This window comes from Sorangium sp. So ce131, assembly GCF_051519095.1.
Classification (GTDB): Bacteria; Myxococcota_A; Polyangia; order Polyangiales; family Polyangiaceae; genus Sorangium.
On the sequence record NZ_CP150455.1, the window covers coordinates 12537984 to 12561281 of the forward strand.

The 23298-nt window shown below is 73.2% G+C and carries 19 protein-coding genes and 2 tRNA genes; 10 read left to right on the forward strand and 11 right to left on the reverse strand.

The window, feature by feature from the left end; genetic code table 11:
- Window positions 1-58 precede the first annotated feature (58 nt).
- Window positions 59-976 carry a cation diffusion facilitator family transporter gene (locus WMF43_RS45680; RefSeq protein ID WP_437674873.1) on the reverse strand — a complete coding sequence of 306 codons (918 nt, stop codon included), beginning with the start codon at window positions 974-976 and terminating at the stop codon, window positions 59-61.
- Between the two features lie 394 nt (window positions 977-1370).
- Here WMF43_RS45680 and WMF43_RS45685 point away from each other — a divergent pair, with 394 nt between their 5' ends.
- Window positions 1371-1751, forward strand: coding sequence for a sensory rhodopsin transducer (locus WMF43_RS45685; RefSeq protein WP_437674875.1), 381 nt, complete (start codon window positions 1371-1373; stop codon window positions 1749-1751).
- Window positions 1752-2257: 506 nt separating this feature from the next.
- Here the strand turns inward: WMF43_RS45685 and WMF43_RS45690 are convergent.
- Window positions 2258-2333 (reverse strand) — tRNA-Lys (locus WMF43_RS45690).
- An 81-nt stretch (window positions 2334-2414) separates the two neighbouring features.
- A tRNA-Arg gene (locus WMF43_RS45695) sits at window positions 2415-2488 on the reverse strand.
- Between the two features lie 299 nt (window positions 2489-2787).
- Between WMF43_RS45695 and WMF43_RS45700 the strand changes: the two genes are divergently transcribed.
- Window positions 2788-3897: a penicillin-insensitive murein endopeptidase gene (locus WMF43_RS45700; RefSeq protein ID WP_437674877.1), complete on the forward strand. Its 1110-nt coding sequence runs from the start codon at window positions 2788-2790 to the stop codon at window positions 3895-3897.
- A 103-nt stretch (window positions 3898-4000) separates the two neighbouring features.
- On the opposite strand, the gene xth is transcribed toward WMF43_RS45700, so the two are convergent.
- Together xth and WMF43_RS45710 are read right to left on the reverse strand one after the other, a co-directional pair.
- The gene (xth, locus tag WMF43_RS45705) at window positions 4001-4810 is read right to left on the reverse strand and encodes an exodeoxyribonuclease III (protein WP_437674879.1); all 810 of its coding nucleotides are present in this window, start codon (window positions 4808-4810) and stop codon (window positions 4001-4003) included.
- 72 nt (window positions 4811-4882) lie between these two features.
- Window positions 4883-5752, reverse strand: a complete 870-nt coding sequence (locus WMF43_RS45710; protein ID WP_437674881.1) for an alpha/beta fold hydrolase — start codon at window positions 5750-5752, stop codon at window positions 4883-4885.
- 53 nt (window positions 5753-5805) lie between these two features.
- Here WMF43_RS45710 and WMF43_RS45715 point away from each other — a divergent pair, with 53 nt between their 5' ends.
- The gene (locus WMF43_RS45715) at window positions 5806-6441 is read left to right on the forward strand and encodes a pentapeptide repeat-containing protein (protein WP_437674883.1); all 636 of its coding nucleotides are present in this window, start codon (window positions 5806-5808) and stop codon (window positions 6439-6441) included.
- A 33-nt stretch (window positions 6442-6474) separates the two neighbouring features.
- On the opposite strand, the gene WMF43_RS45720 is transcribed toward WMF43_RS45715, so the two are convergent.
- Window positions 6475-7137 (reverse strand): response regulator, encoded by a 663-nt coding sequence (locus tag WMF43_RS45720; protein ID WP_044970202.1) that lies wholly within the window; start codon window positions 7135-7137, stop codon window positions 6475-6477.
- 329 nt (window positions 7138-7466) lie between these two features.
- Here WMF43_RS45720 and WMF43_RS45725 point away from each other — a divergent pair, with 329 nt between their 5' ends.
- The 5 genes from WMF43_RS45725 (at window position 7467) to WMF43_RS45745 (ending at window position 15007) form a co-directional block, all read left to right on the forward strand.
- Window positions 7467-7871: a response regulator gene (locus WMF43_RS45725; protein WP_437674885.1), complete on the forward strand. Its 405-nt coding sequence runs from the start codon at window positions 7467-7469 to the stop codon at window positions 7869-7871.
- A 140-nt stretch (window positions 7872-8011) separates the two neighbouring features.
- Entirely contained in the window at window positions 8012-10375 is a 2364-nt protein-coding gene (locus WMF43_RS45730; RefSeq protein ID WP_437674887.1) for a Lon protease family protein, read from the forward strand.
- Between the two features lie 9 nt (window positions 10376-10384).
- Window positions 10385-11437, forward strand: a complete 1053-nt coding sequence (locus WMF43_RS45735) for a chromosome partitioning protein ParB (RefSeq protein ID WP_437674888.1) — start codon at window positions 10385-10387, stop codon at window positions 11435-11437.
- 61 nt (window positions 11438-11498) lie between these two features.
- Window positions 11499-12344, forward strand: coding sequence for a hypothetical protein (locus WMF43_RS45740; protein ID WP_437674890.1), 846 nt, complete (start codon window positions 11499-11501; stop codon window positions 12342-12344).
- Window positions 12345-12940: 596 nt separating this feature from the next.
- The gene (locus WMF43_RS45745; RefSeq protein WP_437674891.1) at window positions 12941-15007 is read left to right on the forward strand and encodes an ATP-binding protein; all 2067 of its coding nucleotides are present in this window, start codon (window positions 12941-12943) and stop codon (window positions 15005-15007) included.
- Between the two features lie 34 nt (window positions 15008-15041).
- On the opposite strand, the gene WMF43_RS45750 is transcribed toward WMF43_RS45745, so the two are convergent.
- Both WMF43_RS45750 and WMF43_RS45755 read right to left on the reverse strand, forming a co-directional pair.
- The gene (locus WMF43_RS45750) at window positions 15042-15563 is read right to left on the reverse strand and encodes a M17 family peptidase N-terminal domain-containing protein (protein WP_104986174.1); all 522 of its coding nucleotides are present in this window, start codon (window positions 15561-15563) and stop codon (window positions 15042-15044) included.
- A gap of 4 nt (window positions 15564-15567) precedes the next feature.
- Entirely contained in the window at window positions 15568-17190 is a 1623-nt protein-coding gene (locus tag WMF43_RS45755) for a thiamine pyrophosphate-binding protein (protein WP_437674894.1), read from the reverse strand.
- A gap of 1466 nt (window positions 17191-18656) precedes the next feature.
- Between WMF43_RS45755 and WMF43_RS45760 the strand changes: the two genes are divergently transcribed.
- A complete protein-coding gene (locus WMF43_RS45760; protein ID WP_234023123.1) occupies window positions 18657-18977 on the forward strand; it encodes a hypothetical protein in 321 nt (106 codons plus the stop codon).
- 60 nt (window positions 18978-19037) lie between these two features.
- Here the strand turns inward: WMF43_RS45760 and WMF43_RS45765 are convergent, their stop codons facing one another.
- Both WMF43_RS45765 and WMF43_RS45770 read right to left on the reverse strand, forming a co-directional pair.
- Window positions 19038-20234 carry an aminotransferase class V-fold PLP-dependent enzyme gene (locus WMF43_RS45765; RefSeq protein ID WP_437674896.1) on the reverse strand — a complete coding sequence of 399 codons (1197 nt, stop codon included), beginning with the start codon at window positions 20232-20234 and terminating at the stop codon, window positions 19038-19040.
- Between the two features lie 264 nt (window positions 20235-20498).
- Window positions 20499-21998 carry a vWA domain-containing protein gene (locus WMF43_RS45770; RefSeq protein WP_437674898.1) on the reverse strand — a complete coding sequence of 500 codons (1500 nt, stop codon included), beginning with the start codon at window positions 21996-21998 and terminating at the stop codon, window positions 20499-20501.
- Window positions 21999-22274: 276 nt separating this feature from the next.
- Between WMF43_RS45770 and WMF43_RS45775 the strand changes: the two genes are divergently transcribed.
- Complete coding sequence (locus tag WMF43_RS45775; RefSeq protein ID WP_437674899.1) at window positions 22275-22817, forward strand: chalcone isomerase family protein; 543 nt, start codon at window positions 22275-22277, stop codon at window positions 22815-22817.
- A gap of 15 nt (window positions 22818-22832) precedes the next feature.
- Here WMF43_RS45775 and WMF43_RS45780 read toward each other — a convergent pair whose 3' ends face one another.
- Window positions 22833-23282, reverse strand: a complete 450-nt coding sequence (locus WMF43_RS45780; protein WP_437674901.1) for a universal stress protein — start codon at window positions 23280-23282, stop codon at window positions 22833-22835.
- Window positions 23283-23298: the final 16 nt, after the last annotated feature.

The following is a 23298-nucleotide window of genomic DNA, read 5'->3' on the forward strand; positions in this document are numbered from 1 at the left end:
CGGCGAGCGGGATCAGCCCCAGGGTCAAGTCGAGCATAGCGGCCTCTCCGCAAACGCGTCACGTCCCCGCGCGCTGGTGGAGCGACCTGGCCTCGACGTAGATGTGCTTCACGTCGGGCCGCTCGCTCCGTATCCGCGTCTCGATGCGCTCGATCGCCTCCGCCACCCCGGAAGCCGTGAGCGCGGCGTCGAACTCGATGCGCAGCACGACGAGGACATCGTGCGGACCGAAGTGCATCGTCAGGGGCCGCCCCACCGCCGACACGCCAGGATCTGCCGTGGCGAGCGCGCGGATCGCGGCGAGGAGCTCCCTGTCCGCGCTCTCCCCTACGAGGAGTCCACGGCTCTGGCTGGCGAGGAAGACCGCGACCGCGGCGAGCACGAGGCCGATGCCGATCGACGCCGCGCCGTCGAGGTAGGGGTTTCCCAGGCGGTGTCCGAGCCAGACGCCGAGGAAGGCGATGGCGAGCCCGGCGAGCGCCGCGGAGTCCTCCAGGACGATCGTGAACGTCGTCGGGTCCTTGCTGGACCGCATCGCCGCGAGGTAGCCCTGTCCGTCTTTCTTCTTGAACTCGTGGATCGAGATGGCGAGCGACGTTCCCTCGAAGACGGCCGCTGCGCCGAGGACAACGAAGTTCCACGTCGGATCCTCGATCGGGCGCGGGTGCAAGAGGTGCAAGATCCCCTCGTAAATCGAGACGCCGCCGCCCGCGGCGAAGATCATGATGGCGACGATCAGCGTCCAGAAGTAGAGCTCCTTGCCGTGGCCGAACGGATGCTCGGCGTCGGGCGGGCGGGCGCTCCGGTGCTTGCCGAGCAGGAGGAGGAGCCCGTCTGCGGTATCGACGAGGGAGTGCACGCCCTCGGAGAGCATCGCCGAGCTGCCGGTCACGGCGGCGGCGATGAATTTTACCGCCGCGATCGCCACGTTGGCGCCGATGGCGCCGTAGATCGCGATCCTCGATTCTTTCTCCATGCTCCGCCGATCCTTCCAGCGATGCGCAGGCCGCGCCAGGACGCCCTCCCGTCGTGCGGGGAGAGCCGCGCCGGCGCGGCGGTTGCGTCGACGCGGCCATCGCTGGAGGAGTGCGCAGGGATGATGGGGAAGGCCATCGAGGCAGGGCTCTGGGGCCTGCTGGCGGGCTCAGCGCTGCTGATCGGCGCTGGGATCGGATACCCCGTGAAGCTCCCGAGGCGGCAGGTCGCGGCCGTCATGGCGTTCGGCGCCGGGGTGCTCATCTCGGCGCTGTCGCTCGATCTGATGAGCCAGGCCTACGAGCGCGGAGGCATGGACTCGATCTCGTGGCCCGGCGATCGAATAGCTCGACGTTGGCATGCGGCGCCGGAAGAGGAGCCAGGATGGAGGGCACATGAACAAGCCGATCGGGCGGACGCGCTGGGCAATCGCAGAGGGCTACATCCCAGGCCGGAGCAATGGGCCTGAGCCGCAGATGACGAGCCATGAGACGGCCTGCCTGTTGAATACATCGGACCGGGAGGCGCAGGTCGCCATCACCGTCTACTTCAGCGACCGCGACCCCGCCGGGCCATACCGGGTGACCGTTCCAGCGAGGCGCACCCGGCACGTCCGGTTCAACGATCTGACCGACCCCAAGCCGATCCCGCGCGATACGGACTATGCCAGCGTGATCGAATCGGACGTTCCCATCGTCGTGCAGCATACCCGGCTCGACTCGCGTCAGGCGGAGAACGCGCTGATCAGCACGATCGCCTACACGGACCGGGAGTGACGATCGCCGGCAGAGCCTTTAGGAAACGTCTGCCCTCGATCTCTTCTGTCCATGCACGAAGCGCAGGGCCTCACCTCGGTCAGCTCCGACCGCTCGCGCCTCAGGGCTTACGTGCTGCCAGCGCTCGGCGACCTCGAGAGGGCGAAGGTCACGCGTGAGCCCATTGAGGAGCTCGTCGAGCAGCGCGATCTCGGCGTGCCGGCGTCACGCAGCCCGACCTGTTCGCGAACGACAGAACGCGGAAGCAGATCACGTTCTACGACCTGCGCGCGACGGGCATCACCTGGATGGCCGTACGCGGGGACGACCCGCTCAAGCTCAGGAGCCGGGCCGGCCACACGTCGTGCACGACGACGGAGGGCTACATCCGCGAGGCCGAGCAGGTGTGCGACGGCTTCGGCGAAGTGTTCGCCTGGACTACCGACCAGGTTGATCGGTCCGCTCGACGAATCGTCCAGCGGAGCAACTCGGTCTTGATGAGGATCGCGAGATCCTCAGCGTATCCTTGGTGGGCCATGAAGGACTTGAACCTTCAGCCAATGGATTAAGAGTCCACTGCTCTACCAATTGAGCTAATGGCCCGAACAAATTGTCAACTTAACCGAACCCGTACCACATTCCCGGAATCTCGCCGGATCGTTCGCATCCGCCCGTTGAGCCCGGCACGCCCGGCCTGATTCGAACAGGCGACTTTCGGATTCGAAGTCCGACGCTCTATCCAGCTGAGCTACGGGCGCTCCTGCGTTCCCCGCGGGGCACGCGGCACGCTTTTAACCGCACCGGAGCGGTTGTGTCAAGGCGTCGTCGACATGCCGTGCTCGATTCCCGGGCCGCTCCCGTTGCCGCCATTTCGCTGAGCTCGTCCCGCCGTCGGCCGCCCGGAGGCGCTCGCGGCCCGCGGCCCGCGGCCCGCAGCGCGCTCGCGGCGCGGCGCGGCGCGGCGCGGCGGACGCGCCCTGGGCGGCCGAGCCCTGCCGGAGAAGCCAGGAAAAGAAGTTCTCAGCCCTCGACGCCGCGCGGTAGGGTCCGCCCCCGCATGCCGCTGCTCCGCGCTTTCCGCGATCGCCTCCTCGCCTCCCGCGCCCCGGTCGCCGCCGCCCTCCTGGTCGCGCTCTCGGCCGCAACGCCCGCCCAGGGCGCCTCGCCCGGCAAGGCGCCAGACCAGGCGGAGCAGCCGGGCAAGACCTCCCAGGGCAACCAGCGCGGCGCGCGACAGGGCTCGGCGTCCGCCGACGACGCAGCCCCGTCGGCCCGGAGCGCCGGCGCCAAGGTGAAGGCCGCGCAGGACCCGCGCCCGTCCAAGAGGCGCGCGGCGAAGCGGGTCGAGAGCACCCGCACAGCGCGCGGCGGCACCGCCGCCGAGACCGACGAGCGCAAGCCGCTGTCGAAGGGCGCCCCCAACCGGGGACGCCTGACCGGCGCCGTGCGGCTCCGGTCGTCGAGGCACCTCAAGACGCGCGACGGCGCCAGGACGTGGGGGCTGCCCGTGCTGGTCAAGGCCCTGCGGCGTGCCTCCTTCCAGGTCGCCAAGAAGCACGGCGACTCGGCGCTGCTCGTCGGAGACCTCTCCGCGAGGACGGGCGGCGCGCTCGACGGGCACAACTCCCACCAGACCGGGCGCGACGCCGACGTCGGCTTCTACGTCGTGAACTCGAAGGGCAAGACGCTGCGCACCGAGCGGTTCGTGGCGTTCGACGACAAGGGCAACGCCATCGGCCTCCCCGGGGCGCGGTTCGACGACATGCGCAACTGGGCGCTCGTCGAGGCGCTGCTCCAGGACAAGCAGGCGGGGGTCAAGTACCTGTTCGTCACCGACGCGCTGAAGGCGCGGCTGCTCGCCTACGCCGCGAAGAAGCGCGTGCCGGAGGAGCTCCGGCTCCGCGCCGCGGTCGCCATGATGAGCCCCAGGGACGCCGACCTGCACAACGATCACTTCCACATCCGCGTGATGTGCCCCCCGTCGATGCGCGGCGCGTGCGTCGAGGAGTCGGTCGCCCGACCTGCGTGCGCCGCCGGCGCGACCAGCGCGGCCGGCGCGGCCAGCCCGACGGCGGGGACGCCGGAGCCCGCCGCGCATGCGAGCACGGTGGACGACGGAGCCCTCGCGCCGGCCGCGCCCGCGACGCAGGCCGAAGACCCGCGCTGACGGCCGGGCGCGCCCACGACGCCGCCGGGGGCGTCGCGCTGCCGACCGCCCCGCGCCCGCCGCCCGGCGCCGCCGGCCGCCCCGCGCTGACCGCCGCCCGCGCTCAGACCGCCGACGCGGCTCCGGGCGGCGCCGCGCCGTCCGCGAGCTCGACCACGACGGGCGCGTGATCGGACGGGCGCTGGAGCTCCCGCGGGCGGGTGTCGATCGCCACGTCGGTGCAGCGCGCGGCGAGCGGGCGCGTCATCAGCGCGAGGTCGATGCGAAGCCCCTTGTTGCGCCGGAACGCGCCCATCCGGTAATCCCACCAGCTGTAGGCCGCCTTGGCCGGGTGAACCGCGCGGAAGGCGTCCACGAGCCCCCACTCCATCACCCGGCGCAGGGCGGCCCGCTCGTCCGGGTGGAAGAGCACCTGGCCCTCCCACCTCTTCGGCTCGGCGACGTCGATCGGCTCGGGCGCCACGTTGAAGTCGCCGCAGATGAAGAGCTCCTGATCCGGGCGGTACCGCGCGTCGAGCTCGCGCCGGAGCCGCTCCAGCCAGGCCAGCTTGTACACGAACGCCGGCGTGCCCACCGCCTGGCCGTTGGGCACGTAGACGTTGATGACCCGGACCCCCTCGACCGTGGCCGCGATCATCCGCCGGGCGACGTCCTCCTCGTCGCCGTCGAGGCCCTTCTTCACGTCGTCGATCGAGAGGCCGTGGCGCGCGGCGATCGCGACGCCGTTGTACGTCTTCTGGCCGAAGAAGACCGAGCGATACCCCACCTCCGCGAGCGCCGCCTCGGGGAAGCTGCCGTCCTCGACCTTCGTCTCCTGGAAGCAGACGACATCGGGCGCGGCGCGGACCAGCCAGCCCGTGAGCTGCTCGAGGCGGGTGCGGATGGAGTTCACGTTCCAAGTCGCGATGCGCATAGGTCGACCCAGCGGATAGCGGAGGGAGAGCAGGGCGGAAAGCCTGGATCGCGGCCGCGCGCGGCCGGTCTCCTAGAGCGCCGCCCGGAGCACCTCGAACAGGCCGTCCGGATCGTCGGCGTGCACCCAGTGGCCGGCGCCCGGGAGGACGTGCACCGAGAGCCACGGCGCCCGCGCCGCGAGCGCCTCGAAGCGGTCGCGCGACGCGGGCGGGATCGCCGTGGACCGGCCGCCGAGCACCACGTGGACGCGCCGCCCCTCGCGGCCCGCGCCGGGCGGCTTCGGCGGGGCCTCCAGGGCGCGCCACAGGTCGCGCGCGAAGTAGTCGGCGAGCAGATCGCTCATGACGTCGAGGTCGAGCCGGATGCGGAAGCCGTCGCCCTCGCGGCGGACGTTCATCGCCAGCCACTCCGCGATCCCGCGGCTGAACCCGGCCGATCGCACGGCCTCGAGGAACACCTCGCGCGACGGGATCGGCTGCGGGATCGAGCGGAGCAGATCGAGCACGCTCGCGCTCTCCGAGGCGCCGGCGCTCGCCTCCCGGGGGCTCGGATCGGAGTCGAGGAGGAACACGCGCTCGAGCTCGTCGAGCCGGCGCTCGAGGTAGGCGAGCGCCACCTTGCCCCCGAACGAGTGGCCCATCACGCCGCGCACGTCGACGCCGAGCCGGTCGCCCAGCCGGAGCAGATCCTCGGCGGCGGCCGCGACGGTGTGCGGCGCCGGCGGGCTCTGCGACATGCCGTGGGCCCGCAGGTCGACCAGGAGGAAGCCCCACGGCCGGGGGGCGCCTTCGGCCTGCGACTCGGCGAGGCGCCGGACGAAGGTGCGCCAGTTGGCGCCCGAGCCGAAGATGCCGTGCAGCACGAGCATCCAGCGGGCAGGCGCCGCGGACGGCGCGGTGACGAGGGCGTGGTGGGGGACGAAGCCTTCGTGTGCGTTCATGGCTCTCCGGGCCGCGCGAGCGCGCGGCCTGCGGCTAGCGCTAGCATGGCCCCATGGCCAGGAAGCCCCCGATCGCGCAGCCCGGCGCGGACGCCGCCGACGACCACGCCCGGAAGCCCGCGGAGCGCGCGCGCTTCCTCGGATCGGCGCTCGCCGGGGCCGAGCTCGACGACGTGGACCTACGCGGCGCCCGCTTCCACAACACCACCCTCGCCGGCGCCTCCCTCGACGACGTGGACCTGCGCGACGCGCGCCTCCACAACGCCACCCTCGCCGGCGCCACCCTCGACGACGTCTCGCTCGCCGGCGCCCGCCTCCACAACGCCGCGCTCACCGAGGCCGAGCTCGACGACGTGGACCTGCGCGGCGCGCGCCTCCACAACGCCACCCTCGCCGGCGCCTCCCTCGACGACGTCTCGCTCGCCGGCGCCCGCGTCCACGACGCCGACGCCGCGGACACCCGGTGGTCCGACGTGGACCTCCGCCGCGCCCGCTTCGAGGCGTCGGACCTCCGCGAGGTGGAGATCGTCGGCTGCACGATCGAGGGGCTCACCATCGACGGCGTGCGGATCGATCGGCTCCTCGAAAAAGCGAAGCGCCGCGCGAGCGCGAGCCCGGCGCCGGAGGCGCCCCCGAAGACCAAGCCGCAGAGGAAGTCGACGAAGAAGAAGCGCGCCGCCGCCGGGTGAGCGGCCGGCGCCACACCGCGCGCGGCGACCGCGTTACGCCTCGATCAGCCCGGTGCGGACCGCGATCCGGGTCAGCTCGACGGCGCTCTTGCAGCCGAGCTTCGCGTAGATGCGCACGCGGTGGGTCTCGACCGTCTTCGGGCTGATCGTGAGCCGCGCGGCCGTCTCCCGGGTCGACACGCCGGCCGCGAGCAGCCGCAGGACCTGGCGCTCGCGCGGGGTCAGCGCGTCGAGGCCGCCGGAGCCCTCGCTCGCCGGCTTGCGCATCGCGCGCACCACCGCGCCCGCGATGCTCGACGACAGCGGCGCGCCGCCCGTCGCGATCCGGCGGATCCCCTCGATGACCTCCTCGAGCTTCGAGGTCTTCACGAGGTACCCCTGCGCGCCGGCGCGCAGCGCCTCCGCGACGCGGAACTCGTCGTCGTACCCGCTGAGCACGAGGAGCTTCGCCTGCGGCAGCTGCGCTCTCAGCGCACCGAGCAGCTCGATGCCGTCCCGGTCGGGGATGTTGAGGTCGACGAGCACGACGTCTGGCTTGCAGCTCGCCGTCTCGCGCAGCGCATCGGCCGCTGTCCCAGCCTGGCCGACGACGACCATGTCCGGCTCGTCCGAGAGCGCTCGAGCGAAGCCTTCGCGAACGACGGGGTGATCGTCGATCAGATAAATGTGCAGCTTGCTAGCAGGGGTTTCCGCCATGATGACCACAGGGGGATTGGGATGTCCTTCGGACCACAATTCGATACCCGTGAGCGATCCAAGTCAAGCCGCTCGGGTCGTCCTGGGAGGAACCTTACAGGGGTATCAGGTGCTCGACGATCTGCAAGCAGCGGCGCGGCGGCAAGCCCATTTCCTCGGGAAAACTCCGTCCTGAGCGAGCTTCGGCCTTCTGCCGAGATGTGCGGTGCGCCAGGCTCTCTGCAGCGGTCAGCGCGGCCAGCGCGGCGCGGCGCATGCCGGCGCGGCGGCCGTCTGGTATGATTTGCGGGCCCCATGCGCGGAAAAGGCCAGCGATCAAGGGAAATGAGATGAGCTCGCCGAGCTCGACCTCCCTGGCCGGCGCCGCGTCGCTCTCGCGGGCCGAGATCTTCGTGGTCGACGACGACGCCGCGGTGGTCGACTCGCTGATGGACCTGCTCTCCGACGAGGGCTACCGCGTGCAGGGCTTCACGCGGCCGCTGGAGGCGCTCGATCGCCTGGCGTGCGGCGCGCGGCCTCGGGCGGTGCTGCTCGACTACGTGATGCCCGAGATGACGGGCGACGAGTTCCTCTCGGCGCTCGCCTCCGCGGGCGTCGACGTGCCCGTCCTCCTGCTCTCGGGCGTGAACGAGCCGAACATCCGCGGCGCCGTGGCCGGCGTGCTCGCGAAGCCGTTCGACGTCGACCGCCTCCTCGTCGTGCTCGATCGGCTGACCGGCGGAGCGAAGGCCTGACGCGCGGGCGCCGCGAGCCCCGCCCAGAGAGCCCAAGGGCGGCGCGGCGGCGCGCCCAAGGGCGGCGCGGCGGCGCGACGTGGACCGCGCCGAGCGCGCTCCGCGCCAGCGGGCGGCGAAAGGCGCTATGGTGCGCCGCCATGGTCGCCCGCAAGCTGTCCGCCAGCGAGTGCCGCAAGATCGTCGACCCCCAGAGCTTCCGCTTCTCCAGCACGGATGAGGTCGCGCCGCTGTCGGCCGGCATCGGCTCGCAGGAGCGCGCCCTCGCCGCCCTCGCCTTCGGGCTCGACATCCGCCAGCCCCGGTTCCACGTCGTCGTCGTCGGCGCGCCCGGCACCGGCCGCACGTTCTGCGCGCGCGCCGTCGCGAAGCGCATCGCGGCGAGCCGCCCCACGCCCGACGACATCCTCCTCCTGCCGAACCCCCACCGCCCGAGCGAGCCGACGGTGCTGTCGCTCCCCCCGGGCGAGGGGCGCCCCTTCGTCGAGGCGATGGAGGAGCTCCACGAGAAGCTCGTCGACGCCCTGCGCGGCGCCACCGAGGGCGAGCGCTTCAAGCAGGCGCGCGCCAAGATCCAGCGCCGCGTCAACGCCGAGGAGCGGCGGCTCGAGGAGCAGCTCAAGAGCGCCGCGCGCGAGCTCGGCCTCGACCTCGTGCGCGGCGACGACGAGGTGCAGATCACCTCGCTCGAGGACGCCTCGAGCGCGCCCGACAGCGAGGCCCTGCTGACCATCGCCGGCTCCGTCGAGGAGTTCGAGATCCGGCTCGCCACGGTGCAGGACGAGGCGGACGTCGAGCTGCGCGGCGTCGTCAAGCAGCTGCTCAGCGACGGCGTGAAGGGCTGCTTCCAGCCGGTGCGCGCGCGCTTCGAGGGGCGCGACGACATCAGCGCCTTCCTCGCGGACGTCGAGACCGTCGTCTCGAAGGAGTTCCGCCGGCTCGTCGACGAGGCCCGCGGCGAGGAGGGCGGCGCCACGCTCCCGCGCGGCGTCGTCGTCCCGACCCTGCTCACCGAGCACACCCCCGACTCCGGCGCCCCCGTCGTCGAGGTCCCCTACCCCACGCTGAGCGCCCTGTTCGGCCGCACCCACGCCCCGCCCGACTCGGGCTTCCCCCCGGAGCCCGGCTTCGCCGTCGCGGGCGCGCTCCACGAGGCGGCCGGCGGCTTCCTCATCCTGCCCGCCGGCGCGCTCCTCAAGAACGAGGCGCTCTACGAGCAGCTCAAGGCCTGCCTGCTCGCCGGCAAGTTCATCGTGCCCGAGCACAACCCGTCGTACTTCCGCGGCACCGCCGAGGAGCTGCTCTTCCCGCCGATCTCGATCGACGTGAAGGTCGTCCTCGTCACGAACCCGCAGCTCTACCAGGACCTGCACGAGGCCGACCCGGAGTTCTCGCAGCTCTTCAAGGTGCAGGCGCGCTTCGAGACCACGATCTCGCTCGACCAGGCGCTCGTCACGTACCCCTCGTTCCTGGCCGGCTTCACGCACGATCGCGGCCTGCCGCCGCTCACCGCCGACGGCGTGACCGCGCTCCTCTTCCACGGCGGCCGCCTCGCGGAGAGCCAGACCAAGGTGAGCGCCCAGCTCGGCCTCATCGCCGAGGTCGCGACCGAGGCCGGCTACCGGGCCCAGCGCCGGGGCCGCAAGGTCGTCGACGGCCCCGAGGTGAACGAGGCGCTCGAGTCGGCCCGCCGGCGCGGGAGCCACTTCCGCGACCACGTGCACGAGATGCTCTCCGACGGGACGATCCGCATCGACGTGACCGGCCGGCACGTCGGCCAGGTCAACGCGATCTCGGTGCTGTCCGACGGCCCGCAGACGTTCGGCCGCCCCTGCCGGGTCACGGCGGTCGTCTACCCCGGCCGCGAGGGGCCGGTGAACATCGCGCGCGAGGTCGAGATGTCCGGCCCGCTGCACAGCAAGGGCGTGCTCGTCCTGAACGGCTTCCTCGCGGCCCGGTTCGCCCAGCACCGCCCGCTGTCGTTCGGCGCCTCGCTCGTCTTCGAGCAGACCTACGAGCCCATCGAGGGCGACAGCGCCTCCTCGAGCGAGCTGTACGCGCTCCTCTCGGCGCTCTCCGGCGTCCCGATCCGGCAGGAGCTCGCCGCCACGGGCAGCGTCGATCAGCAGGGCAGCGTGCAGCCCGTCGGCGGCATCAACGAGAAGATCGAGGCGTTCTTCGACCTGTGCGCCGCCAAGGGCCTGACGGGCGAGCAGGGCGTCCTCATCCCGAGCGCGAACCGCGACGCGCTCATGCTGCGCGCCGACGTCATCGCCGCGATCGAGGCCGGCCGCTTCCGCGTGTTCGAGGTGAGCTCCGTCGAGGAGGGCATCGAGATCCTCACCGGCGTCCCCGCGGGCGTCGCCGACGCGGACGGCAGGTACCCGGACGGGACCGTGTTCCACGCGGTCGATCAGCGGCTCGATCGCTTCCATCAGGCGATCGCGGACACGATGAGAGGGCCGACGAGCGTCGATCCCAGGATCATGCTCAGGGACCGCTGAGGAGGACCGATGGCCGCGAAGCGCACAGCCAAGCCGCGGGCGCCGAAGGAGCCGGGCGCCGCGCCCGCCCCGCGCGCGCGGCGGAAGAAGGCCGCGGCCGCCGCGGGCGCGCGTGGCCTCGACGCCCGCGAGCTCGCCGCGGGCGCGCCGCCGCCGGACGTCGCCGCCCTCGCCGAGGCGATCCGGAGCGACGGCGGCGCGGTGCTCGCGACCTACCGCGAGCCCGTCGGCGGCGCGTGGGCGATCCTCGCCGGCCTGCCGCTCGACCGGGTGGAGCCGACGCCGTTCCAGCGCGACCTCTCCGAGGCGCACGTCGCGCGCCTCGGCGAGGTCATCGACAAGCTCGACTGCTTCCTCGATCCCATCATCGCGGTGCGGACGCCGCTCTCGTCCGGGAGGGGCCGGGCCGCGCCGGCCGCGCCCGGCGAGGGGCGGTACTGGACGCCGAACGGCAACCACCGGCGCGCCGCGCTCGCGCGCCTCGGCGCGAAGAGCGCCGTCGCGCTGGTGCTTCCGGACGAGCGGATCGCCTACCGCATCCTCGCCCTCAACACCGAGAAGGCGCACAACATCCGCGAGAAGGCGCTCGAGGTCACGCGGATGGCGCGCTCCCTCGCCGACCTCGACCCGCGGCCGGAGCAGGAGTTCCGCCTCGAGTTCGAGGAGCCGAGCCTGCTGACGCTCGGCCTCTGTTACGAGCAGCGCCCCCGCTTCTCGGGCGGCGCTTACCAGTCGGTCCTCCGGCACATCGATCACTTCCTCGACGAGCCGCTCCCGGAGGCGCTCGAGACCCGCAAGGCGCGCGCCGATCTCCTCCTCGAGCTCGACGACGCGGTGGCGCAGGCGATCGAGGGGCTCAAGGCGCGCGGCTTCGAGAGCCCTTACCTGCGGGCGTTCGTCGTGGCCCGCATCAACCCGCTCCGCTTCAAGCGCACGCCGGACGCGCCGTTCGAGCCCACGCTCGCCAAGATGCTGGCCGCCGCGCAGCGCTTCGACCCGGCCGCGGTCCGCCCCGATCAGGTCGCGCGCGCCGCCGGCCCGCCCGAGGAGAGCGCCGGGTGACCCCGCGCCCGGCCCGCCGAGCCCGCCGCGCGCCCGCGCCGATCCGGGCTGGAGCGCGCCCGTGACGAGCGCCGTGAGGCCGGTCCTGACCGCCGCGCTGCTCGCGGCGTCCGGGGCGGCGTCGGTGGGGCTCGCGGAGGGCGCGCTCCCCGGGTGGCGCGCCAGCCCGCTCGCGCTCGGCGCCGCGAGCGGGCTCGCCGCCGGGGCCGCGCTGCTGCTCCTCGGCGGCGAGCTCCGCCGGGCGCGGCGCGCGCGGCCGGCCGTCGGAGAGGCCGCGCGCGCCGCGGAGGAGGCCGTCGCGCCCCCGCCCGCGCGGCCTCTCCGGCGGCCGGGGCGCCCGGCCGCGGGCGCCGCGCTGGCCCCGCCGGCGCGCCGCGACGATCCCCGGGCGATCTACGCCTACGCCGCGCAGATCATCGGCCAGTCGCTCGCGTGGGAGGGGAACTACAAGGCGGCCGCCGCCTCGCTGCGCGACGTGCCGCCCGAGTGGATCCCTCCGCGCATGCGCATGCTCGCCTGGAGCCACCTCGCGCAGTGGCAGCTCTGCGCCGGCGACATCGAGGGCGCCCGGCGCCTGCTCGCGGTCCTGGACGAGGCGCGCGCGCCCGCGGAGGTGCGTCCGCTCGTCCGGGGGGCGCGCGCCGCGGTGCTCGTGCGCACGGGCGCCGGCGAGGAGGCGCTCGCGCTGGTCGGCCGCACCGACGGCCAGCGGGGCGAGCCGCCGGAGGTGCGCCAGCGTTACCGCATCACCCGCGCGCACGCGCTCGCCGCGCGGGGCGACCTCGCCGCCGCGCGCGCGGAGCTCCGCCGCGTGGTCGACGACGTAGGGGTCGACGAGCTCTGCCGTTGGCTCCCCGCCGGCGGCCCCGCGCGCGCCGCGATGATCGAGGTCATCGACGAGGGGTGAGCGACTCGCGGCCTCCGTGATCTCCCGACTCCACGCCGCCGCGCAACCACGTTCAGCCGGTCAGCCGCCGGTCGACACGGGCCGGTCGACGCGGCAAGAGCTCCGCAGCGCCGCGCCATCACGCCTCTCTCGGCATCACCGAGACAGCCCCTGTCGCGCGGCGCCACGGGCCAAACGCAGCTCCCGCCCGGCCGACAGCCTGTGACGCCTATCGAAAAACTGCTCCAGCTGTCAATCGTGAAGTCCCTGATTCAGCTGTGGGTCTGTCCTGGTCCTCACCCGGGCGCTCCCCGATCACTTGAGCGCGGCAGGCGTGGTGGTCGCTTGAATTCCTGGATTCCCGGGCACCGGTGCGGGTCGCAACGTTGCACGCGGCGGACGTCTGGTAAGACAAGGATGCTGTACGCAAAGTCCAACGGGCCAGGTAGGCTTCTCGTGTCGGCGGGGGGGAGAACACATGGCAACCTGCACGGGTGGCCAATGAGGGTCGTGGCGCCACGGGGGCTCGTCGTGCCCTGCTGCGCCGGCTCGGCCAGGGTCGCGCCCCACGTCGTGATGGCTGTGTTCGCTCGCCGGAGCCTGCGCGGGAGGCGCCCATGAACCGCCCCTCGGATGCGCCGACGCAGCGCATTCTCATCGTCGACGACAGCCCCACGTACCTGCACCAGGTGGCCGCGGCGATGCGCGAGGAGGGCTACCTGCCGGTGCTCGCCCAGTCGGGCGAGGAGGCGCTCGCCCGGCTCACGGCGGCGCGCGTCGACGGCATCCTGCTCGACATGGTCATGCCGGGCCTCTCCGGGCCGGCCACCTGCCTCCGGATCAAGGCGAACGCCGCGTGGCGCCCGATCCCGCTCCTCATGCTCACCGGCCGCGACGACCACAAGGCGATCCTCGACGCCCTCTCGGCCGGCGCCGACGATTTCGTCACGAAGTCCGGCGAGCTCACGGTGCTCAAGGCGCGCCTGCGCGCCCAGCTGCGCCGCAAGCACTACGAGGACGAGAACCGCAGGATGCGCGAGCTCCTCCTCCGCCGGGAGATGGAGGCGGCCGAGGCGCGCGCCGACCGGCGCCTCAAGCAGAGCGAGGAGCGGTTCCGCCTCATCGTCGAGGGCGTCCAGGACTACGCCATCTTCATGCTCGACCCCGCGGGCCGCATCGCCAGCTGGAACCCGGGCGCCGAGCGCATCAACGGCTACCGCGCCGACGAGATCGTCGGCCGCCACTGCTCGGTCCTCTTCACGCCCGAGGACGTCGAGCTCGGCAGGCCGGCCGCGGAGCTCGAGGCCACGGTGGAGACCGGCCGATCGGTCCAGGAGGGCTACCGCGTCCGCAAGGACGGCATGCGTTACTGGGCGAACGAGGTGATCAGCGTCCTCTTCGACGAGGCCGGCCGCCTCCGCGGCTTCGCGAAGGTCACCCGCGACGTCACGGAGCGCCGCCGCGTCCACGAGGCCCAGCGCATCCTCGTCTCGGCCGGGCAGATCCTCGGCGAGTCGCTCGACTTCGAGGAGACGCTGCGGCGCGTGGTCCGCGTCGCGCTCCCCGACTTCGCCTCGATCTGCGTGCTCCTCCTCAAGGACGAGTCCGGCGCGATCGAGCGGCAGGTGACCGCCCACGCCGATCCCGCCATGGCGGCCGCGACCGAGCTCCTTGGCAAGATCACGGCCGACTCCGCCGGGCGCGGCATCGGCAAGGTCCTGCGCACGGCCGAGCCCGAGCTCATCCCCAAGGTGACCGACTCGTTCGTCCGGGCGATCTCGTTCGACGAGGCGCACTACGAGGCGCTGCGCGCGCTCGCGCTCGCCTCGCACCTCACGGTCCCGCTCACCGCGCGCGGCCGCACGCTCGGCACGCTCTCGTTCGCGTCGACGCACCGCCGCTACGACGCGGTGGATCTCGACCTCGCGCAGGATCTCGCGCGGCGCGCGGCGCTGGCGGTCGACAACGCCCGGCTCTACCGCGAGGCGCAGCTCGCGGTGCGCGCGCGCGACGACTTCCTCACGATCGCCTCCCACGAGCTCCGCACGCCGCTCACGCCGATGCAGCTCCAGATCGACGGCCTCTTGCGCGCCGGCAAGCGCGGCGGCCTCACCGCCGAGCGCGCGACGCCGCGGCTGGAGATGATCAAGCGCCAGGTCGAGCGGCTCGCGCGGCTCATCGCGAACCTGCTCGACATCTCGCGCATCTCCGCGGGCCGCCTGCAGCTCGAGCTCGAGGACGTCGATCTCACGGCCGTGGTGAACGAGGCGCTGGAGCGCTTCCGCGAGGAGCTCTCCGCCGCGGCCTGCCCTGTCGTCCTGTCCGCGCCCCCCGCGCTCACCGGCCGGTGGGATCGCCTCCGGCTCGACCAGATCGTCACGAACCTCCTCTCGAACGCCGTCAAGTACGGCGCCGGCAAGCCCATCGACCTCGAGGTGGAGGATCTCGGCGACCGCGCCCGCCTGACGGTGCGCGACCGCGGCATCGGCGTCGCGCCGGACCAGCAGGCCCGCATCTTCGAGCGCTTCGAGCGCGCCGTCTCCAGCGAGAACTACAGCGGCTTCGGCATGGGGCTGTGGATCGTGCGGCAGATCGCCGACGCCCTCGGCGCGACGATCCAGGTCGAGAGCCGCCCCGGCGAGGGGGCGACGTTCACCCTCGAGCTCCCGAAGCAGCCCGCCTGACGTCGCCGTCGCTAGGGCGCCCGCCGCTGCTCGATCACAACGCTCGCCGCACGCGCCGGCGCTGCTCGATCATGTGCTGGGTGATCTGCTGCCGGCCCTCGGCGCGCTCCACGAGGGTCCACACGTTGTCGCCGCGGTCCCTGCCCGCGCAGTCGAGGAGCGCGTCCGCCGCCTGCTCGGCCGGGATGAGCCCGTCGTGCCGCCCCGGCAGCTCCACCACGGCGACGCGCGTGCAGAGCCCGCCCATGGTCGCGAGCATCCGGCGCACCACGTCGCGGAAGACCGCCTCGTCGAACGCCGCGCGCGGGCCGGCGCCGAACAGGACGAGCTTGTCGAACGCCATGCGCGGCTTGCACGGGATCATCACGATCTCGCCGAGCTCGCCGGTGATCAGGCCTTGCCGCTGGAGGTCCGAGATCCGGCCGCCGAGCCGCCAGTCGCAGAGCCCGGCCACGCCGTGGGCGGGCAGCGCGTCGCTGAACGGGGCGCACGCGAGCACCTCGGAGTCGAGCCCGTCGAGGCTCTGCAGATCGGGGGGGACGAACCGGAGCTCCACGATGTCAGACGCTGATCGCGCCCTTGCGGAAGTCGCTCTTCGCGATCTTCACGTTGACGCACGCCGGCTTGCCGCACCGGAACGCCTCGTCCAGCGCGGGCCCGAGCTCCTCCGTGCGCTCCACGTAGGCCCCGAAGCCGCCGAGCGCCTCCACCACGCGGTCGTACCGGGTGAGGGCGAGCGACGTCGCCGGCGCGCGCCCCTCGCCGTAGAGCTCCACCTGCCCGCGCCGGATCTGCGTCCAGGCCGCGTCGTTGCCGATGACACTCACGACCGCGATCCCCTGGCGCGCCATCGCCTCGAACTCGAGCGCGTGGAACCCGAACGAGCCGTCGCCGTAGACGAGGACCACGTTCGCCTCGGGCCGGGCGAGCTTCGCGGCCATGGCGTAGCCCGGCCCCACCCCGAGGGTCCCGAGCGGCCCGGGGTCCATCCACAGCTGGGGCCACGAGAGCTTCAGCACGTTCGCCGCCGTGGCCACGAAGTCGCCTCCGTCGCCGATCACGATGTCGTCCTTGCCGAGCCGCTTGCCGACCTCGGCGCAGACGCGCAGCGGGTTCGGCGGATCGCCCTCGCTCTCGATCTCCGCCTGCATCTTCGCCCGCGACTTCTCCTCGGCCTGGCGCACGGCGAGCAGCCACGCCTCCGCGTTCTTCTCGGGCACCTCCGCGAGCAGCTGCTCCAGCACGACGCCGCTGTCCCCGTGGATCCCGAGGTCGACGCGGCGGTTCCTGCCGAGCTCGCCGCCGTCGAGGTCGATCTGGACGACCTTCGCGGCCGGGCTGATCGCGCGGCCGTACTCGAGGCGGAAGTCGAAGGGCGTCCCGAGCACGACGCAGAGGTCGGCCTGCGAGAGCGCGAAGCGGCGCGAGCGGCTCATGAGCCCCGGGTGCGCGTGGGGGAGCGCGCCGCGGGCCATGCCGTTCAGGTAGAAGGGGGCCTTCACCGCGTCGGCGAAGCGGCGCAGCGCGTCCGGCCGCGGCGACCAGCGGAGCTGGCTCCCCACGAGGAACATCGGCCGCTCCGCCTCGCGCAGCATCGCCGCGGCCCGCGCCACGGCGGCCGTATCCCCGCCGGGGCGGGGCGGGGCCATGGGCGCGGTCGCCGGCGCCTCGTCGCCCGCGAAGTTCATCAGGAGGTCGAGCGGGAGCTCGAGGAAGACCGGCCCCGGCACGTTCGCCTGGGCGACGCGGAACGCCGAGTCCACGTACTCCTGGATGCGGTCGGTCGAGGGGACGGCGGCGCTCCACTTGGTGATGGGCCGCATCAGCTCGACGTGGTTCATGTCCTGGAGCGAGCCCATGTCGGCGAGGGCGCGCGGCCCGGCCCCGCCGAGGACCACCATCGGGATCCCCGCCCGCTGCGCGTTGGCCACCGCGGTCACCACGTCCGTGACGCCCGGCCCCGCGGTGACCGCGCACACCCCGGGCCGCCCGGTCACCCGCGCCATCCCGTCGGCGGCGTGGCCGGCGGTCTGCTCGTGCCGCACGTCGACGACCCGGATCCCGTCGTCCAGGCACCCGTCGTAGATCGCCTGGATGTGCCCGCCGCAGAGGGTGAACAGGTGCGTCACCCCGTGCCTCGCCAGGGCCTTCGAGACGAGCCTGCCGCCGTGCACCTGCGCCATGGGGCCGGCATATACCACGCGCGCCCCAGCGTCCGCCCCGCGAGCAGCCCGCCCGGCCAGCCCCGCGTGGCCGGAGCGACGCCATCGCCGAGGGCCGCTCGTCCGGGCGGCAGGCCGCGCGTCCGGGCGGCAGGCCGCGCGTCCGGGCGGCAGGCCGCGCGTCCGGGCGGCAGGCCGCGCGTCCGGGCGGCAGGCCGCGCGTCCGGGCGGCAGGCCGCGCGTCCGGGTGGCCCCGAGGACAACTGCGCGTCCAGGCCGCACCCGAGGCCACTGGACTCCACCTCTCATCGGTAGTGCTGGAAAAATCCGCCTTTACTTCAGATTCGTAGGGCCATGCCTCCGAGTCGTCGTGACATCGGCGTACCGGCGGGGATGCAACCACTCTCGCTGCCCTGTTCAAGCGAGGTGATGAAATGATAGGGTGCAGTCCTTAATTGCAGCCACCAGCTCGACACCATCCTCTCTCTCGCCTCCTCCCGGCCGCTCCTCTGCAGCTGCCGCCGGCTTTCGCGAGGGATCCGGGCCCGCCGGAGCGGGCCGAGCCGCGCCGGCTCGGCGCCGCCTTCGCCGCTCGTTCCACCGGGACGCGCGGGAACACGCCGGCCGGCGCCGCGCCGGGCGCGCTCGCGAGCCGCTGTGAGGCACATGACCCGATCACCGTCGCCGGAGAAACCCGAGGGCTCAGCGCGCTCGACGCCGTGGTGCAGGGTTGGCCGTCGGCCGGGAGGCGCGGCGCGCGACTGGACATTTTGATGTCCAGGCCGGCTGGGACACGCATTGTGACCGGACGGTTGCGCGAGCGTGTCCGCGCGCGATCGACTCGCCCCTGGCGCGCGTGTGACACACGATCTCCTTTCACGTGGACTCGCCGACTCCCCGGCAGCAGCCCTTCCTCGGCGGACCGCAGCCACCGTCGCGCCCTTGCGATGGCGCCGACAGCACCTGTACGCAAAACCGGTTTAGCGTGTGCGCCCCTCGCGCGGCCGATGACAGCGCCCCCTACGTCCCGCGCGCCTCGGGCCTCGTCCTCGCGGCGCTCTCCAGACCTCGCGCGTCCAATCGCGCGGCCTCCGCGCTACATGTGCGGGATCCCTCAGGAATCCGCCGGGGTCGACCGGGGAACGACTCCGTCCACGGCACACCATTTCATTCAGGCTCGATCGCTGAGCGCGTCTCCAACACCTGCTTCGCCGCGGCGAGCCGCGCCCGCGACGAACGAGCCGGCCGCAGCCGTGCGCGGTAGTGCGCTGGCTCGTCCCTTCTCGCAGCGTTCATTTCAAATATCCTGCGCTCACAGAACGTTGCCTAATACACCAAAAAGACGCGTGTCTGCTTACACGGCCTGTCGATCATGTTGTTTTCCATTTCGGGAAAGCTCTGTATCGGTTATGCGGGATTAGAGGACGCGCAATCGCGCTTCGCCGGAGTAGCATCTTCCTATGTCGGAGCCCCCTAGTAGCAGTCAGTTGATCAGGATCCCCGTCGTGCTGGCGCTCGACTGCAGCCCAGGTTTTCTGGCCCGTTGCCGCAGGGTTGCAGCGCGGGCACGTTTCCTTGTCCGCTCCTGCGACGCGGCGTCTGCGTGGGGGACGGCCGTCCGCCTCCGCCCGCTCGCGATCATCTTGCCGAGCCATCTGCACGACCGCGCGCCGCAGACGTTCGAGCTCCTCGCCGAGGACGCCGGGGCGCGCCTCGTGGTGGTGGAGTCCGAGCAGCTGCCGCCGGGCGAGCTGGAAGGGCACATCACGCACGCGATCGGCGAGGCCGCGCGCGCCCGCCGCGCCTAGCGAGCGGCCTGCCGCCGGCGATACGCCCCGCGCCGCAGAGATGCGCCCCGCGCCGCAGAGTCAGACGAGCGCGCGGAGCGCGGCCGCGAGCCGCTCGTACTGCGGCCGGTCGTTGTAGACCTGGGCCGAGATCCGGATCAGCCGCCGGGGCGGCGCGGGCCAGGCCGTCACCGGCACCTCGATGCCCCACTGCGCGAAGAGCGCGTCCTGGAGCGGGTCGAGGCGCAGCGGCGAGCACGCCGCGTCGGGGAGCGGCAACGCCGCGAGCGCGCCGATCATCCCGTCGGGGCACGGCGGCGCGCAGCCGAGCGCCTCGCACAGGAGGTCGCGCGCGGCGAGCGCCGTCGCGCGGTTGTGCGCCTGGAGCGCGGGCCAGCCGCCGGGCAGGAGCGCGCCCAGGGCGCGGATCGCCTCGGGGACGCAGAGGGCCGCGGTGGGGTCGGCGGTGCCCGTCCAGTCGAACTCGAGCAGGAAGCGCGACTTGTCGGTCCGCGGCGAGTTGGCGCCGTGGCTGATGACGAGCGGCCGGACCGCGCCCTGCCTGTCCCGCCGCACGTGGAGGAACCCCACGCCCTTCGGCGCGCAGAGCCACTTGTGGCAGTTGCCAGTGTAGTAAGCCGCGCCGAGCGCGCGGAGGTCGAGCGGCACCATGCCGGGCGCGTGCGCCCCGTCGACGAGCACGTCCACGCCGCGGCGCGCGAGCTCCGCGGCGAGCGGGGCGACCGGCAGCACGAGCCCCGTCGGGCTGGTGACGTGGTCGACGAGCACGAGCCGCGTCTGCGGCCCCACGCGCGCGAGCACCGCCTCGATCACCTGCTCCGGCGCCTCGAGCGGGAACGGCACCGGCGCGACCACCACCTTCGCCCCGGCGCGCGCCGCCGCCGCGTCGAGCGCGTTGCGGCAGGCGTTGTACTCGTGATCGGTGACGCAGAGCTCGTCATCCGGCCCGAGCGCGAGCGATCGCAGCACCGTGCTCACGCCGGTCGTCGCGTTCTGCACGAACACGAGGTCCTCCGGGTCGGCGCCGACGAAGGAGGCGAGCGCCGCCCGCGCGGCGTCGAGCAGCGGCTCGAGCTCGCGGAGGAAGAAGCGGACCGGCTCGCGCTCGAGCTGGTCCCGGAAGCGCTGCTGCGCCTCGAGCACCGGGCGCGGGCAGGCCCCGTACGAGCCGTGGTTCAGGAAGGTGACGGCCGGGTCGAGCGACCAGAGCCCGCGCACGGCGGCGGCGCGCGGGTCCGGGAAGGCGTTCGGGTTCATGGACGAGGCCGGGTGCAGAGGGCGACAGCGGCGGAGGACCGGGACCATGTCGCACGGGACGCGGCGCCGTGTCGAGGGCCACGCGGCGGCCATCCATCATGCTCTATGGTGTATCTACATCATCAACGTTGATTCATTGATCAACCATACGCCGGCTCATCGATGATGGCAGGGCTCGGTCAACCCGTGCATGACGCATGCATGCGCGTGCATGATGGATGCGCGGTCGGGTGAACCGGCGCAGGCGCCGCTCGCCCGCGCGGCTCAACGGCCCAGCTGCTCCATCGCCACGTCGTTCATCTTGAGCGCCTCCATCCGGCGCGCCGCGGGCGGAGCCGCCGCGGTCGCGCGCGCGGTCTTCCGCGCGCTGGCCATCGCCGAGGCGGCGCGCGCGGCGCGATCCTTCTCCCTGGCCGACTGCGCCCGCTCGGCCTGCTTCCGGAGCCGGTCCTCGGCGGCGGCGAGCTTCGCCTCGGCCGCGCTGAAATCGCCGGCGTTCACCTGCTGGGCCGCGTCGAGCGCGATCATGCCCGTCTCGACCACCGCCGCGAGGGTCTGGGTCTGCTCGTTCTCGCGCGCGGCCACCAGGGCCGGGTCGCTCGTCACGTCGTAGCGGGCCACCACCTCCTGCACGCGCGCGACGTTGCCGTTCGCGGGGTCGTTGAAGTGCAGCCGCACGCTCGCGAGCGGGTGGGAGCCGGACGGCGGCGCGGTGACCCGCACCCGCACGAGCAGCTCGCGGTGCTGCCCGCCGAACATCGTGCCGAGCGGCACCCGGAGCGCGCGCCCGGACCGCTCCGCGCGCTCGCCCGCAACGCCGAGCAGCTCCACCCCGGGCGCCGGGACGATCTCCACGAGCGCCTCCGTCGCCGCCGTCGCCTGGAGCAGGGCGAGCTCGCGCTCGAGGACGGAGGACATCTCGCGCGCCTCGGTGAGGTGGTAGAGCCGGCCGCTGGAGGCGACCGCGAGCGCGTTGAGCGTGCGCTCGTCGTAGTCCGCGCCGACCCCGAGCGCGGTGACCTGCACCCCGCGGTCCACGCCGCGCTGGGCGAGCGCGCCGAGGACGTCGGGGGACGACGGCCCCACGTTCGCCTGGCCGTCCGAGATGAGCACCACGCGCCGGACCGCGTGTGTCGCCGGCGCCGTGACCGCGTGCCGCTCCGCGAGGCGGAGGCCGTCGAACAGGTTGGTGCTGCCGTCCGTGCCGAGCACGGCGATCGCGCGCGCGACCGCCGCCCGCGTCGCCGGGCCGAGGGCGGTGGGCGCGACGCGCTCCTCCGCGGCGTCCGAGAACGACGCGAGCGAGACGACGTCGCCGTCGGCCAGCCTGTCCACGAACGCCTGCGCCGCGGCGCGCGCGTGCTCGATCTTGGCCCCCTGCATCGATCCCGAGGTGTCCACGAGCAGCGCGACCGCCGCCGGCGCGCGCGCCGCGCGGCGGCCCGCCGGGACGTCGACCCACACGCCGAGCTGCGTCTCGCGCGTCCCCGGCAGCATGAAGTCGCTCGCGCCCGCGGCGCCGATCCAGGCGCCCCGGCGCGCCTCGTCGGCCGCCTCCGGCGCCGCCGCGGCCACCTCCGGGCGGGGCGCGGCCGCCTCCGGCGCCGCCGCGGCCACCTGCGCGCCGCCCTGCCGCGCCTCGACCGCCCGCGGCGCCGGCGCGCCCGGCGCCGCGGCGGCGCTCGCGCCGGGCGGCGCCGCGGCGCTCGCCGCGCACCCCGTGACCGCAGATCCCATCAGCAACGCCGCGAGCATCGTTCGCATCGACAAGCTCCTTCCGCCGCAAGGCAGGCGGGGCCCCACCGGCGGACCCCGTCGTCCGCCGCGCTCTCCTCGGCCCCCGCAACGCGCGACTTCTACGGACCGAGCTGGAAAAAGATCTCGGGCCTCACCGCGATCCCGCGATCCCGCGGGCCTGCGGCTCCCTGCGTCCCACCGGCCGCGGCCCGGCGCTTGCTCGTCCCTCCGCGGTGTTCCCCGGAGCGCGGCGCCCGGACCTTGCGCGCCGCACAGCCGGCCATGCCGGCGGAGGTGAGTCCAATGCTGCTCGCACAACGCAGATCTCCAGCGTTTCTCGCCGCGTTCGCCGCGATCTTCCTGGCTGTCGCGAGCCTGTTCGCGTTACCGAGCGACACGCTCACGGGCTCTTCCGTCCGCGTCCGGGCGGTCGGTCCGATCACCGTCGAGGTCTATCGGATCAGCCATTACATGGAACAGCTCCCCGCCACGAAGTCCAAGCAGGCCGTCGTCGACATGGACACGCAAAAGCGGTTCGTCTTGACGATGCTGCGCGACGTCGACCGCGAGAGCATCGTGAAGGCGCTGCGGGACGCTTACGCGGCGAACGGCTACGTCGACGAGGCGAAGGTCGGGCGGTTCATGGCGGCGTTCAAGGGCGACCTCGCCAAGGGCACGGAGGTCACCATCACGTACGACCCGGCGGCGAAGACGACCACGATCACCGCGGGCGGCGCGAGCGCGACCGTCGGCGGCGTCGATTTCATGAAGGCCACCTGGCGGATCTGGTTCGGCAAGATCGATCAGCCGCGGCTCGGCGACGAGCTCATCGCCAAGCTCCCCTGAGGCCCGCCGGGCCTGTCAGTCCGTCGGCCGCTCGCGCACGACGAGCACCGATCGCCGCGTGTGGTTCACGACCTTGGCCGCGGTCGTGCCGAGCAGCTTGTCGATGCCGGAGTAGCCGTGGGACCCGATCACGATGAGATCGGCGTTCTCCTCCTCGGCCGTCCGGCAGATCACCTCCCAGGCGACGCCGACGTGGACCACGACCTTCCCGACGAGCCCGGGGGGCGCCTCGCGCGCCTGCTGCTCCAGCTCCTCCCGGTCGTTGCGCTCCAGGATCTCCGGCACGCGGGTCGGCGACTCGTTCAGCGCCTCGACGGGGATGGCGTGGTGGAGCCCGATCGCGCGGACGAGCACGAGGCTGCCGCCGAGCTTCTGCGCGAGGTCCACGCCCTCCGCGAGGACGAGCGACGCCCTCGGAGAGCTGTCCAGCGCGACGAGGATGGTCCGGGGATGCTTCAGGCTCATGGCGTCTGTGCATGTA